Source organism: Limibacillus sp. (assembly GCA_037379885.1).
Classification (GTDB): Bacteria; Pseudomonadota; Alphaproteobacteria; order Kiloniellales; family CECT-8803; genus JARRJC01.
This window is the reverse complement of the sequence record JARRJC010000003.1, coordinates 71,799-84,947: the sequence shown is the minus strand read 5'-3', so window position 1 is coordinate 84,947 and position 13,149 is coordinate 71,799. Positions and strand designations below refer to the sequence as shown.

Annotated in this window: 11 protein-coding genes and 2 tRNA genes; 12 read left to right on the top strand and 1 reads right to left on the bottom strand. The window is 63.2% G+C overall.

The genetic code is table 11. The features are described 5' to 3' along the window. Window positions 1-16 precede the first annotated feature (16 nt). Complete coding sequence (locus tag P8X75_02085; protein ID MEJ1993987.1) at window positions 17-817, bottom strand: response regulator transcription factor; 801 nt, start codon at window positions 815-817, stop codon at window positions 17-19. 346 nt (window positions 818-1,163) lie between these two features. Here P8X75_02085 and P8X75_02080 point away from each other — a divergent pair, with 346 nt between their 5' ends. From P8X75_02080 to P8X75_02025, 12 genes are all read left to right on the top strand, one after another. Continuing rightward, complete coding sequence (locus P8X75_02080; protein MEJ1993986.1) at window positions 1,164-2,321, top strand: SPOR domain-containing protein; 1,158 nt, start codon at window positions 1,164-1,166, stop codon at window positions 2,319-2,321. Window positions 2,322-2,412: 91 nt separating this feature from the next. Further along, window positions 2,413-3,177: an aldolase/citrate lyase family protein gene (locus P8X75_02075; protein ID MEJ1993985.1), complete on the top strand. Its 765-nt coding sequence runs from the start codon at window positions 2,413-2,415 to the stop codon at window positions 3,175-3,177. A 26-nt stretch (window positions 3,178-3,203) separates the two neighbouring features. Continuing rightward, window positions 3,204-4,667 (top strand): NAD(P)H-hydrate dehydratase, encoded by a 1,464-nt coding sequence (locus tag P8X75_02070; GenBank protein MEJ1993984.1) that lies wholly within the window; start codon window positions 3,204-3,206, stop codon window positions 4,665-4,667. Window positions 4,668-4,778: 111 nt separating this feature from the next. Beyond that, a complete protein-coding gene (locus P8X75_02065; GenBank protein ID MEJ1993983.1) occupies window positions 4,779-5,186 on the top strand; it encodes a hypothetical protein in 408 nt (135 codons plus the stop codon). Between the two features lie 118 nt (window positions 5,187-5,304). Beyond that, window positions 5,305-5,389: transfer RNA gene (locus P8X75_02060), tRNA-Leu, on the top strand. Window positions 5,390-5,528: 139 nt separating this feature from the next. Next, a complete protein-coding gene (tig, locus tag P8X75_02055) occupies window positions 5,529-7,031 on the top strand; it encodes a trigger factor (GenBank protein ID MEJ1993982.1) in 1,503 nt (500 codons plus the stop codon). Window positions 7,032-7,101: 70 nt separating this feature from the next. Continuing rightward, complete coding sequence (clpP, locus tag P8X75_02050) at window positions 7,102-7,764, top strand: ATP-dependent Clp endopeptidase proteolytic subunit ClpP (GenBank protein ID MEJ1993981.1); 663 nt, start codon at window positions 7,102-7,104, stop codon at window positions 7,762-7,764. Between the two features lie 169 nt (window positions 7,765-7,933). Continuing rightward, the gene (gene clpX / locus P8X75_02045; protein ID MEJ1993980.1) at window positions 7,934-9,199 is read left to right on the top strand and encodes an ATP-dependent Clp protease ATP-binding subunit ClpX; all 1,266 of its coding nucleotides are present in this window, start codon (window positions 7,934-7,936) and stop codon (window positions 9,197-9,199) included. A gap of 185 nt (window positions 9,200-9,384) precedes the next feature. After that, the gene (gene lon, locus P8X75_02040) at window positions 9,385-11,793 is read left to right on the top strand and encodes an endopeptidase La (protein ID MEJ1993979.1); all 2,409 of its coding nucleotides are present in this window, start codon (window positions 9,385-9,387) and stop codon (window positions 11,791-11,793) included. A gap of 172 nt (window positions 11,794-11,965) precedes the next feature. After that, the gene (locus P8X75_02035) at window positions 11,966-12,238 is read left to right on the top strand and encodes an HU family DNA-binding protein (protein MEJ1993978.1); all 273 of its coding nucleotides are present in this window, start codon (window positions 11,966-11,968) and stop codon (window positions 12,236-12,238) included. A gap of 143 nt (window positions 12,239-12,381) precedes the next feature. Then, window positions 12,382-12,457, top strand: a tRNA-Val gene (locus P8X75_02030). A gap of 93 nt (window positions 12,458-12,550) precedes the next feature. After that, window positions 12,551-13,000, top strand: a complete 450-nt coding sequence (locus tag P8X75_02025; GenBank protein MEJ1993977.1) for a DsrE family protein — start codon at window positions 12,551-12,553, stop codon at window positions 12,998-13,000. Window positions 13,001-13,149: the final 149 nt, after the last annotated feature.

The following is a 13,149-nucleotide window of genomic DNA, read 5'->3' as shown; positions in this document are numbered from 1 at the left end:
GCCGCCGCAGCGGCGGTCAATCCTGACCGCCGCCCAGCTCCTCGATGTCGGGGGTGAAAAGATATCCGCGGCTTCTGACCGTCTTGATCATCTGCACGCCCTCGCGTTCGTCCTCCAGCTTCTTGCGCAGCCGGGCGACCAGGTTGTCGATGCTGCGGTCGAGCGGCGACCACTTCCTGTTGTAGACGTTCTGCAACAGGTTATCGCGGCTCAGAAGCTGGCCCGGATGATTGAGGAACGCCTCCAGCAGCATGTATTCAGCAGTGGTCAGATCGACGTAATCGCCTTTGGGCGTCATGACGCTGCGGCTGCGTCCGTCGACGTTCCAGCCGAGGAACTTCCACTGCTTGTTGGAGGTGCGCTGGGGCACGGTGCTGGCGATCGCGTGGCGTCGCATGACGGCCTTGATGCGCGCCTGCAACTCCCGGAAGTCAAAGGGCTTGCTGATGTAATCATCCGCTCCGATCTCAAGCCCCACCACGCGGTCGATAACATCGTCGCGCGCGGTGATGATGATGATCGGCACGTTGGAGCGACCCCGGACTTCGCGGGTCAGCGCGATCCCGTCGTCCCCGGGTATCGTCAGGTCCATCAGAATGACATCGAAGGGCAGGCGGTGGCCGCCGCCATGCAGCAGACGTCCATCGGGATAGGCCGTAACCTCATATCCCTGGCGCGTCAGGTACTCGGCGAGTTCGCTGCGCAGGTCTTCGTTGTCCTCAATTAGAAGTAAGCGGTTGAGCGACTCGCTGCTCTGTTCCTCGCGGCTTCGGTACCCGCCGTCACGGGCTTCCACGACAGTCTCACTGGCTGGCACGTCATAGGCTCCTTTCACCCTCGAACCGCTGGCGCACGCCGGACGGCTTGTTAGACCCCCAATGGTGAGGCCTTGATAGGCGCTTCTCCGCCGACCGGCCTTCTCATCCCGCCTGTTTCCAACCTTGTAAGACCCGGGTATTCGCGTAATCTGCTGCAAAGGGTCGATCGGCCAGACGGGTGTTATCGAGCAGTGAATCTGCTCTTATTAGTAATCGTTCGCAGACTAGCAAGTTTCGCTTATTGTGAAAATAGAAAATTCTCATAAGGGTACGATAGCGAAAGTTATCCTTAACCTTAAGGTTGCAGTCTGTACCTGTGGAGAGAATCAGGAGGAGCCTTCCCCTATGACCGGACGTTGGCAGCTGTTGGCGCGACGCTTCGGGCTGGTGGCCTTCGTATTCTTCTTCGGCCTCGGCATGGTCGCGAGCGACCTGCGCGCGCAGACCTACGAGGCGGGCTTGCGCGCCTTCAACCAGGCCCAATACGACCGGGCGGAGGCTGAGTGGCTGCCGCTGGCGCGCAGCGGCGATCTGAGATCCCAATACGCGTTGGCCGTGCTCTACGAGAAGCGGGGCGGTCGCGATCCCGCCTTCCTGGAGCAGGCGGCCGAGTGGTACCGCCGGGCCGCCGAACAGGGCCATCCGGGCGCGCAGACCAACTACGCGAGCCTCCTGGCCCAAGGCGCTGGCGTGGCGAAGGACCAACCCCTGGCGGTGCATTACTGGCAACTGGCGGCCCGGCAGGACAACCTGCTGGCGCAGTACAACCTCGGCCTCGCCTACTACCGGGGAGAGGGCGTGGTGCCGGATGCGACTCGCGCCCTTGGCTGGTTCCGACGGGCCGCCGATGCTGGAATGGCGGACGCACAGTTCGCCATGGGGCAGATGAACGCCCTGGGAGTCGGCACCGCCCGCAATCCTGGCCGCGCCCTCACGTGGTTCGCCCTGGCCGAAGCGCAGGGGCACAACGATGCCGGGCGGCAGGCTCAGCGCTTGCGCGAAGAGGGCGTGGTCGCGGCAGCGCCCGGCACGCCGCTGCCCGTAGCCGAGGACGCGGAGGTGCCGCCGGTGGCGGAAACCGCAGAACGCCCACCAGCGATTGAGGAAGAGGCCGACGCCGCCGAAGCGCCGACCGGGACCGCCCCAGCGGCGGCAGCGTCCGAGGCCGACCCGGAGCCAGCCACCGAAGTCGCCACTGCACCCGCCACTGCACCCGCCGCCAAGCCGGAGACCCTTTCGGAGCCTGAAAAAACCGAGAGCGGGGTGGGGCTGCTATGGCTGGGCAGCTTCGCCGAGCGCGCGGAAGCCGAGACCTTCAAGGACAAGACCATCGCGCTCTATGGCGCGCGCTTCGCGGAACGGCCCTTGCAGGTTGAGCCCGCTGGCGAAGGGCGCTTCCGGGTGATGGTGGCCGGATTGCCCGATAGCGAGGCGGCGCTTGCGTTCTGCCGCACCCTGAAGCGCGACATCGAAAACGCGTTCTGCGCCGTGCTTCAGCCCTGATTGCACGCACGCAGCGCGCTCTCGACCGCAGCGCCCCACCGTCCTACTGTTGCCTTCTTGCTTCTGTTTTCGGGGACGACGGGGAGGGACCATGCCGACCATCAAGGAACGCCTGAAAGACGGGCAGCGCACCCTCGGCTGCTGGCTGGGACTCTTCAATCCCATCGCCGCCGAGATCGTGGCGCTCTCCGGTTACGATTGCGTCGTGATCGACATGGAACATGGCGCGGGAAGCTATCTCGAAGCGATTCCCCTGCTTCAGGCGATCAAGGGAACCTCTTGCGCTCCGCTGGCCCGCGTGCCGTCCAACGAGCCGGTCTCGATCAAGAAGACCCTCGACCTGGGGGTCGAGGGCATCATCATCCCCAACGTCAGCAGCGTCGCCGAGGCCGAGGAGGCGCTCAGGTCTTGCCGATACCCGCCGCAGGGGATTCGCGGCAACGCCGCCGGTTTGGTCCGCGCGTCCGACTATGGTCTGCGGGCCGAGGACTATCAGAAGACCGCCAACGACGACCTTCTGGTGATCCTCCAGATCGAAAGCGCCAAAGGTCTGGAGAACGTCGAGGCAATAGCGGGTGTGCCGGGCGTGGATATGCTCTTCATCGGCCCCTCCGATCTCTCCTCCACGATCGGGCACCACGGCGATCCGGGGCATGGCGAGGTGGCCGAGGCCATTGCGCGCATTGAACGCGCGGCGGCCTCCGCCGGCGTTCACATCGGAAGCATCCTGCTGCGGGGGCGCAGCGCCGCCTCCATGGCGCGCGATGGCTACGCCTTGGTCGTGGCGGACTCGGACATCACCCTGCTTCGGCGTGGCGGCTGTCAGTCGGTAGAGGCCTTTCGTAGCGATAGCTGAGCGCTGAGCGGAGCCGGAAAAACGAAATGATGCAGTCCGGGCTGGAACTTTTGACCGTCGAGCAGATGGGGCGCGCAGACCGCTTGGCAATCGAGGCGGGCGTTCCCGGGGAGCTTCTGATGGAAAACGCAGGGCGCGCGGTGGCGGACGCCCTTTGCGAGCGGGCGCCCTGTGGCGCGGTCCTGGTGCTCTGCGGCCCCGGCAACAACGGCGGGGACGGTTTCGTTGCAGCGCGCCATCTGGCGGAGCGGGGCTGGCGCGTGCGCCTGGCGCTGTTCGGTCCGCGCGAGGCGCTCAAGGGAGACGCCGCCCTGCACGCCCAGCGTTGGACGGGTGAGGTGCTGTCAATCGAGGACGTCGAGCCCCAAGCGGAAGAGGCGGTGATCGATGCTCTCTTCGGAGCGGGTCTCAGCCGGCCTTTGGAGGGCGCCGTCGCGGCGCTGGTCGGCAAGCTGAACGCGCTGCCGGGTTTGAAACTCGCCGTCGACGTGCCGAGCGGCGTGAGCGGCGACAGCGGGGCCGCGCTCGGCGGACTCGCACTTGAAGCCGATGTGACCGTGACCTTCTTCCGGAAGAAACCGGGTCACCTGCTACTGCCCGGCCGGCTGCTCTGCGGTGAGCTGCTGCTCGCCGAGATCGGCATCCCGGCGGAGGCGCTTGAGACGATAGCGCCTCAAGTGGCCGAGAACGGGCCGGCGCTCTGGCGCTCCGGCTTCCCGGTGCGCGGGCTGGCGGACAATAAGTATAGTCACGGCCATCTCCTTGTGCGCGGCGGCGCGGGCAGTGGCGCGGCCCGTCTCGCAGCCCGGGCGGGTCTGCGCATCGGCGCGGGGCTCGTCACCCTCGCGGGTCCGGCCGCGCTGCATCCGCTCTACGCGCTCTCGGGCGCCGCTGTGATGCTGGCGCGGGACGATGCGCGTGGCGATTGGCGCGACCTCCTGCGCGACCGACGGCGCAACGCCTGTCTGGTCGGCCCCGGCAATGGGGTGGGGGAGGCGAGCCGCGCCGCCTGCCTGGATGCGCTGGCCGAGGACCGCGCTTGCGTCTTCGACGCCGATGCCCTCACCAGCTTTCGGCAGGATCCGGACGCACTTTTCTCCGCAATTGCGGGGCCTGTGGTGCTAACGCCCCATCAAGGGGAGTTCAGCCGTCTCTTTCCTGACCTGGGGGAGGAGGACAAGCTGAGCCGCTGCCGGTCCGCCGCCGCACGGAGCGGCGCCGTTGTGCTGCTCAAGGGAGCGGACAGCGTGATCGCCGCGCCGGACGGCCGGGCCGCTATCAACGCGAATGCGCCCGCATGCCTTGCCACGGCGGGCAGCGGTGACGTGCTTGCTGGGATGATCGCCGGCCTGCTGGCACAGGGGATGCCGCCTTTCGAAGCGGCGGCGGCGGGTTGCTGGTTGCAGGGAGAAGCCGGCGCCGCCTGCGGTCCCGGACTGATCGCGGATGACCTGATAGAGGCGATTCCGGGATTGCTTGCAGGCCTGTAAACATCAGCTTTCGCTTAACCTGCCATTAATCCGCCCCAGTCTACCGTTTCAGGACGGCAATCGCGATGAGTTGCCGCCATGATTATCTTAGCGTGAGAAAGGGGACGGCAGTTGCAACTCTTTGCTTTCCCGCATATAGTCGAGACTGAAGCGCCGGGTCAGCGATCGGAAATCGGTCGTGAAGAGAAGGCCAAAGGGTCCGCCCGGTACGCTTCTCAGTTTGGGGCCAAGCTCTGGGGGCAGGGTGGCTTTATGGGTGCTCAGGAACGAGTTTCGACATTCTTCCGGAAACCATCGCCCGACGATGGCGTGCAGCCTGGCTCGCGTTTCCGGTTCTGCGGCCAGAAGATCACGGAAACCGCCGAAGTCATCGCGCTGATCAAAGACGAGATGGGCATCCCGCACGTCCGCTTCCGCGTGACCATCCAGGCGCCCTACCAGCGCCCCTTCGTGGACGGTCCGCGCACGCTCAATCTGAAGAGCTTCCGGGAGCGTTATTGCGAGGCCGTGGTCGCCTGATTCCGCCGGCCGAAGCCCGGCCTGCCTCCAGTCCTGTTAAGATCGCAGAAGAAAGCCTCTCTGGCGCAGTTGCCAGAGGGGCCGTCTTTGTTGTACACCGCGCACCTCGCAAAGAGTTGCGGGCGTGGCGGAATTGGTAGACGCGCTGGATTTAGGTTCCAGTGGAGAAATCCGTGGGGGTTCAAGTCCCTCCGCCCGCACCACAACTCTTTGCCGTCCGGCCGCCGATTATCGCGACGAATGTGATTGAGGCGCCGACGTGACGACCGTGGACACGAAGACCGTGGACGCGAAGACCGTGTTTGAGATTTGAATTTGGACCAAGAAAGGCCGGGCCCTGTCATGCAGGTACAAGAGATCAGCACCGAAGGCTTGAAGCGCGAGTTCTCGGTAACAATCAGCGCCAAGGACATCGACGAGAAGGTCGAGAGCCGTTTGGAAGAGGTCGGCAAGACGGTCAAGATGCCGGGCTTCCGTCCCGGCAAGGTGCCGCTCAACCTCTTGAAGAAGCGCTACGGCCAGGCCGTGATGGGCGAGGTTTTGGAGCAGGCGGTCAACGACAGCTCCCGCCAGGCGCTGGATGAGCGCGGCCTGCGCCCGGCCATGCAGCCGAAGATCGAGGTCACGAAGTTCGAAGAGGGCGAGGATCTCGAATACAAGATGGAGATCGAGCTGCTGCCCGATTTCACGCCCATGGACTTCTCCAAGCTGGAGCTCGAGCGCGTCACCGTTGAGGTGCCCGACGGCGAGGTCATGCAGGCGATCGAGAACCTGGCCGCGAACTACCGCGACACCAAGCCTCTGGAAAAGGACCGCCCGGCCAAGAAGGGCGACACCCTGATCCTCGACTTCGACGGGTCGGTCGACGGCAAGAAGATGCCGGGCATGGCCGGTCAGGATCATGCCTTGGAGCTGGGGTCCAACCGCTTCATCGAAGGATTTGAAGACCAGCTGATCGGCGCCAGCAAGGGCGACGAGCTGACCGTGAACGTCACCTTCCCGAAGGAGTACATGAACGACGAGCTGTCCGGTAAGGACGCCGTCTTCGAGGTGAAGGTGAAGGACATTCAGGAAACCTTGCCGCAGCCCATCGACGATGAGCTGGCGAAGAAGTTCGGCGAAGAGTCCCTGGCGACCCTGAAGGACCGCGTGCGCGAGCAGATCGCGGGCGACTACGCCGGCGTCACGCGCTCCAAGTTGAAGCGTCAGCTGCTGGACAAGCTGGCCGAGGGCCACGATTTCCCCGTGCCGGCAGGCATGTTGGAGAGCGAGTTCGAGGTGATCTGGCGTCAGGTCCAGCAGGACAAGGAAAAGGGTGAGCTCGATCCGGAAGACGCGGACAAGGATGACGAGACCCTGCAGCAGGAGTACCGGGATATCGCCGAGCGCCGTGTGCGTCTTGGCCTGGTCCTCTCCGAGGTTGGCCGCATCAACGCGATCGAGGTAACTCAGGACGAGTTGAACCGCGCCCTTCTGCAAGAGGTGCAGCGCCACCCCGGTCAGGAGCGCGAGGTCTTCGAGTTCTTCCAGAAGACGCCCGAGGCCATGAACAACCTCCGCGCGCCCGTCTTTGAGGACAAGGTGATTGATTTCATCACCGAACTGGCCCAGGTGACGGACCGCAAGATTTCGCCCGAAGATCTGCGCAACGAACTGGACGCGGAGATGAAGGCCGGCGAGAAACCCGCCAAGAAGGGCGGCGCCAAGAAGGCCCCGGCCAAGAAGGCGGCCTCCAAGAAGGAGGCGGCCGATAAGGCGCCAGCCAAGAAGCCAGCTGAGAAGAAAGCCGCGGCGAAGAAACCGGCCGCCAAAAAAACTTCCGCCAAGAAGTCTGGCGAAGCCTGATCCAAGGGCTTAAATGAGAAGAGGCGGGCCAAGCGGGGCGACGACACATCAGGCGACAGGAAGAGAGAGCATGACGGACCAAGGCGACGAGCTTCAGATGAACTACCTGGTTCCCATGGTGGTCGAGCAGACCAACCGCGGGGAGCGTTCCTACGACATCTACTCGCGCCTCCTGAAAGAGCGGATCATCTTTCTGACCGGTCCGATCAACGATGCGGTGGCGAGCCTGATCTGCGCCCAGCTGCTTTTCCTCGAGTCCGAGAACCCGGACCGGGACATCTCCTTCTACATCAACTCACCGGGCGGCGCCGTGACGGCGGGTCTGGCGATCTACGACACCATGCAGTACATCCGCCCGCCGGTGTCCACCGTCTGCGTCGGACAGGCGGCCTCGGCGGGATCCCTGCTGCTCTGCGCCGGTGCCAAGGGCAAGCGTTATGCGCTGCCGAACGCGCGGGTCATGGTTCACCAGCCCTCCGGCGGGTTCCAGGGGCAGGCCACGGACATCGAGATTCACGCCCGCGAGATCCTTTCGATCCGCGCCCGGCTCAACCAGATTTACGTCGATCACACCGGCCAGCCCATCGAGAAGATCGAGGAAGCCATGGAGCGCGACCGCTTCCTGGCGCCGGACGAAGCGGTGGCCTTCGGCTTGATCGACGAAGTGGTGACGAATCGTCCCAAGGCGCCAGGTGAAGAGACCGGCGGCAAGGGCGAGAAGAAGGACGCGTGACGCAGGGTCCGCGAGGAACCGCCCTTCAACTGCCGGAAACTCCCATCGGCGGATCGGAAGAAACGAGCGCTGCCCTTGTCTTTCAGGGGTATCGCCCGATTTTTCGTTGTGCGGTTTCGAATGACTTGTCTAACATGACAATTGTGCTGGAACGCTAAGTGACGAGGCCATGACTAAAAGCACCGGAAGCGATTCCAAGAATACTCTTTACTGTTCTTTCTGCGGAAAGAGTCAGCATGAAGTTCGTAAACTCATTGCGGGCCCGACGGTCTTTATTTGCGATGAATGCGTCGAACTCTGCATGGACATCATCCGCGAGGAGAGCAAGTCCGCTCTTCCGAAAACCGGCGATGGCGTGCCTTCGCCCGGCGACATTTGCGGGGTTCTGGACGACTACGTGATCGGTCAGGGGCAGGCGAAACGGGTTCTCTCGGTCGCGGTCCACAACCACTACAAGCGCCTGGCGCATGGCCAGAAGCACAACGACGTGGAACTGGCCAAGTCGAACATCCTGCTGGTCGGGCCCACAGGTTGCGGCAAGACGCTGCTGGCTCAGACGCTGGCGCGCATCCTCGATGTGCCCTTCACCATGGCCGACGCCACCACGCTGACCGAGGCGGGCTATGTCGGCGAGGACGTCGAGAACATCATCCTGAAGCTGCTGCAGGCCGCGGACTACAATGTCGAGAAGGCGCAGCGCGGCATCGTCTACATCGACGAGGTCGATAAGATCAGCCGCAAGTCCGACAACCCCTCGATCACCCGTGACGTGTCGGGCGAGGGCGTTCAGCAGGCGCTGTTGAAGATCATGGAGGGCACTGTCGCCTCCGTGCCGCCGCAGGGCGGGCGCAAGCATCCGCAACAGGAGTTCCTGCAGGTCGACACCACCAACATCCTCTTTATCTGTGGCGGCGCCTTCGCGGGACTGGAGAAAATCATCGCTGGGCGCGACAAGGGCTCCTCCATCGGCTTCGGCGCCGAGGTCAAGGGGCCCGACCACCGCTCGACGGGTGAAATCCTGAAGGGCGTGGAGCCGGAGGATCTCTTGAAGTTCGGCCTGATCCCGGAGTTCGTTGGACGCCTGCCGGTGGTCGCGACCCTGGAAGATCTGGACGAGGCCGCGTTGATCGAGATTTTGACCCAGCCCAAGAACGCCCTGGTCAAGCAGTACCAGCGCCTCTTTGAGATGGAGAACGTGAAGCTGGAGTTCAGCCACGATGCGCTCGAGGGGATCGCTCAGCGCGCCATCGCGCGCAAGACCGGCGCGCGGGGTCTGCGCTCCATCATGGAGGGCATTCTGCTCGATTCCATGTACGAGCTGCCGTCTCTCGAAGGCGTCGAGGAAATGGTGATCAATCGCGAGGTGGTTGAGGGGCGCGCCAAGCCGCTCAGCATCTATGCCGACCGTCGCGACGACGTCGGCAGCAGCGCCTGATCCGGCCGCCCTGGCGAACCGGCCGTTTCAAGAACTGCGCCCTTGAACAAGGGGTGCTATCTGCCCAATTTGTTCTTTGACCGCGCTGGTTCGTCTTTTCTTTAGAGAACTGGCGTATTCCGGGAATCGTTGCCCATGTTGGGGATGGTTTGACCCGGACAAGGAATGCTGTTGAAAGGGGACATATGTCTGATCTCGCCAAAGGCGCCGTCTTCCCCGTCCTTCCCCTGAGGGACATCGTGGTTTTCCCGCACATGATCGTGCCGCTCTTCGTGGGCCGCGAGAAATCCGTGCGGGCGCTGGAAGACGTGATGAAGGATGACAAGCAGATCCTGCTCGTCACCCAGAAGAACGCCGCCCAGGACGATCCGCAGCCCGAAGACCTCTACGAGGTGGGCACCATCGGAACGATCCTGCAGTTGCTGAAGCTGCCCGATGGCACCGTGAAGGTGCTGGTCGAGGGCAGCCACCGCGCCAAAATCGTTTCCTACGGAGAGAATCCGGAGTTCTTCCAGGCCTCGGCTGAGGTGTTGGAGGAAGAGCGCGCCGATGAGCGCGAGCTGGACGCGCTCGGCCGCACGGTCGTGGGCGAGTTCGAGCAGTACATCAAGCTCAACAAGAAGATCCCGCCCGAGGTTCTCTCCTCGGTCAATCAGATCGAAGAGCCGAGCAAGCTGGCCGATACGGTCGCTTCGCACCTCAACCTCAAGATCGCCGAGAAGCAGGAGCTTCTGGAACTGCGCGCCGTCGCCGACCGTCTGGAGAAGGTCTACTCCTTCATGGAGAACGAGATCGGCGTGCTGCAGGTGGAAAAGCGCATCCGCAACCGCGTCAAGCGGCAGATGGAGAAGACCCAGCGCGAGTACTATCTGAACGAACAGCTAAAGGCGATCCAGAAGGAGCTGGGCGAGGGCGAGGACGGCAAGGACGAACTCGGCGAGCTCGAAGAGAAGATCCGCAAGACGCGTTTCTCCAAGGAAGCCCGCGACAAGGCCCAGGGCGAGCTGCGCAAGCTGCGCAACATGAGCCCCATGTCGGCCGAAGCCACGGTGGTGCGCAACTACCTGGACTGGCTGGTGGGCATCCCCTGGAAGAAGCGCACCAAGACGCGTAACGACCTGAAGATCGCTCAGGAGATCCTGGACCGCGATCACTACGGTCTGGAGAAGGTCAAGGAGCGCATCCTCGAGTATCTCGCCGTTCAGGGCCGCATGAAGAAGGTCAAGGGGCCGATCCTCTGCCTCGTCGGACCTCCGGGCGTCGGCAAGACCTCCCTCGGCAAGTCCATGGCGGAGGCCACGGGCCGCAAGTTCGTCCGCATCTCGCTGGGCGGCGTGCGCGACGAGGCCGAGATCCGCGGACACCGCCGGACCTACATCGGCTCGCTTCCGGGCAAGATCGTCCAGGGCATGAAGAAGGCCGGGAAATCCAACCCGCTGTTCCTGCTGGACGAGATCGACAAGCTCGGCAACGACTTCCGCGGCGACCCCTCGTCGGCCCTGCTCGAGGTCCTGGACCCGGAGCAGAACGGCACCTTCAACGATCACTACCTGGAGGTCGACTACGACCTCTCGGACGTGATGTTCATCACCACGGCCAACACGCTGCGCATGCCGCAGCCGCTGCTGGACCGCATGGAGGTGATCCGCATCCCCGGCTACACCGAGGATGAGAAGGTCGAGATCGCCAAGCGTCACCTGCTGGATAAGCTGATCGCCAACCACGGCTTGAAGAAGTCCGAGTGGTCGATCACGGACGAGGCCCTGCGCCAGTTGATCCGCCTCTACACCCGTGAGGCGGGCGTGCGTAACCTTGAGCGCGAGCTCGCCAATCTGGCGCGCAAGGCGGTCAAGGAGATCGCGCTGGAGGAGCATGACTCCGTGGAGGTCACGCCGGAGAACCTCGACAAGTACGCCGGCGTGCCGCGCTACCGCTCGTCCGAGGCCGAGAAGGAAGACATCATCGGTGTCTCGACCGGACTGGCCTGGACCGAAGTGGGCGGGGAAATCCTGCAGATCGAAGCCGTCACCGTTCCCGGCAAGGGCCGCGTCAGCTCGACCGGCAAGCTGGGCGACGTGATGAAGGAATCGATCCAGGCCGCCGAGTACTACATCAAGAGCCGCGCGATCGAGTTCGGCATCAAGCCGACGCTGTTCGACCGCAAGGCGATCCACGTCCACGTTCCCGAGGGCGCCACGCCCAAGGACGGCCCCTCGGCCGGCACCGCCATGGTGACCGCCATCGTGTCCGTCCTGACCGGCATTCCGATCCGAAGCGAGGTCGGCATGACGGGCGAGATCACCTTGAGGGGCCGGGTCCTCGCCATCGGCGGCTTGAAGGAAAAGCTGCTGGCGGCGCTGCGGGCCGGCATCAAGACCGTGATCATCCCCAAGGAGAACGAGAAGGACTTGGCGGATATCCCCGAGAACGTCCTCAAGGAGTTGACCATCAAACCGGTCGATACCGTGGACGAAGTCCTCAAGATCGCGCTCACGGAGGCTCCGACTCCGATTGAGTGGACCGAGGAGGATGAGCTCGAAAGGGCCGCTTTGGCGAAGGACGGGGGCGACCACAAAGAGGTTGTCACCCACTAACCACCCGAGTCGCGTGGGAAATCCGCTGAAACTGGCGGTTTTCCCACGCTTTCCACAGCTTCGCGCGTTGACGCGGCTGAATCCCCGCCGGTAAAATCTACGGGTCTGAAGCGGTTTTCGCTTTGTTAGATTCCAAAAGACACCCGCAGCTTTATTGGAAGGGGGGTTCGACGTGAACAAAAACGATCTGATTTCCACCGTCGCGTCCGGCACCGGTCTCTCGAAGGCCGACGCCGCAAAGGCCGTTGACGCGGTTTTCGATTCCATCACCGGTGCTTTGAAGTCCGGTGACGATGTCCGGCTGGTCGGCTTCGGCAACTTCGCCGTCAGCCAGCGCGCCGCCTCCGAGGGCCGTAACCCGCGCACCGGTGAGAAGATCCACATCCCGGCCTCCAAGCAGCCGAAATTCAAGGCTGGCAAGGCCCTGAAGGACGCCGTCAACTAAAACGAGCGTCGACCAGGTTTCAAGAAAACGGCTGTTGCGACGGGAAACCGCGCAACGGCCGTTTTTCTTTCAAGGTTTTTGCGGTAGAAGAGCGGCGCTGCGGCATTCGCACCGCTAAACGGGTGCGATGGTTCCGCCGAGATGGGCGGTTAGCTCAGTTGGTAGAGCATCTCGTTTACACCGAGAGGGTCGGCAGTTCGAGCCTGTCACCGCCCACCACCTTCCAGCCCAAACCATTCCAAATATGCGAATATTAATATAAGCTCCTCCTACAATAGAAAAATCTTGGGAGGAACTCAGATGACACTCGCCATGAAACTGTTATCCGCTTTGACCCTCGTGGCACTCGTGGCTTTCCCGGCTGGTCAAGAGGCCGCCGCGGAGGGCTACGGCAAGCAGAAGGTCGTCTATCACATCAACTATCCGGGTGGTGAGGGCGACAAGGCCTACAAGGGCGCCATGCGGAACATTCAGAACCACATCAATGCCGTGGGCGCGGAGAACCTCGACCTGAAGGTGGTGCTCCATGGCAATGGCGTTGGTCTTCTCATGAGCGCCAAGAGCGACGACACGCTCCAAACCACGGTCGCCTCGCTCAAGGGTCAGAATGTCGGTTTCTATGTCTGCAACAACACGCTGACCGGCCGCAACATCAGCTACCAGAACGACCTCTACGATGTCTGGGACCAGGACATCGTGCCCTCGGGCGTGGCCGAACTCTCCCATCTGCAGCAGCAGGGCTATACCTACATCAAGCCCTAAGCTTCTTTTCCCGCCTCCAGGACGAGCGATCACCTCTCCACTTCGGCGGAGAGGTGATTTTCCTGACCCCTAGTCCTCGCGGGGGGTGGGGCCTGTTCCCGCGATCTATCCCTTCTTCAAAGCAAGCGTCTGAAATAGACTTCTTGAGC

Coding starts and splice junctions, on each gene's coding strand:
- P8X75_02080 (MEJ1993986.1), top strand. CDS start 1,164: ATGACCGGACGTTGGCAGCTGTTGGCGCGACGCTTCGGGCTGGTGGCC.
- P8X75_02075 (MEJ1993985.1), top strand. CDS start 2,413: ATGCCGACCATCAAGGAACGCCTGAAAGACGGGCAGCGCACCCTCGGC.
- P8X75_02070 (MEJ1993984.1), top strand. CDS start 3,204: ATGATGCAGTCCGGGCTGGAACTTTTGACCGTCGAGCAGATGGGGCGC.
- tig (MEJ1993982.1), top strand. CDS start 5,529: ATGCAGGTACAAGAGATCAGCACCGAAGGCTTGAAGCGCGAGTTCTCG.
- clpP (MEJ1993981.1), top strand. CDS start 7,102: ATGACGGACCAAGGCGACGAGCTTCAGATGAACTACCTGGTTCCCATG.
- clpX (MEJ1993980.1), top strand. CDS start 7,934: ATGACTAAAAGCACCGGAAGCGATTCCAAGAATACTCTTTACTGTTCT.
- lon (MEJ1993979.1), top strand. CDS start 9,385: ATGTCTGATCTCGCCAAAGGCGCCGTCTTCCCCGTCCTTCCCCTGAGG.
- P8X75_02025 (MEJ1993977.1), top strand. CDS start 12,551: ATGAAACTGTTATCCGCTTTGACCCTCGTGGCACTCGTGGCTTTCCCG.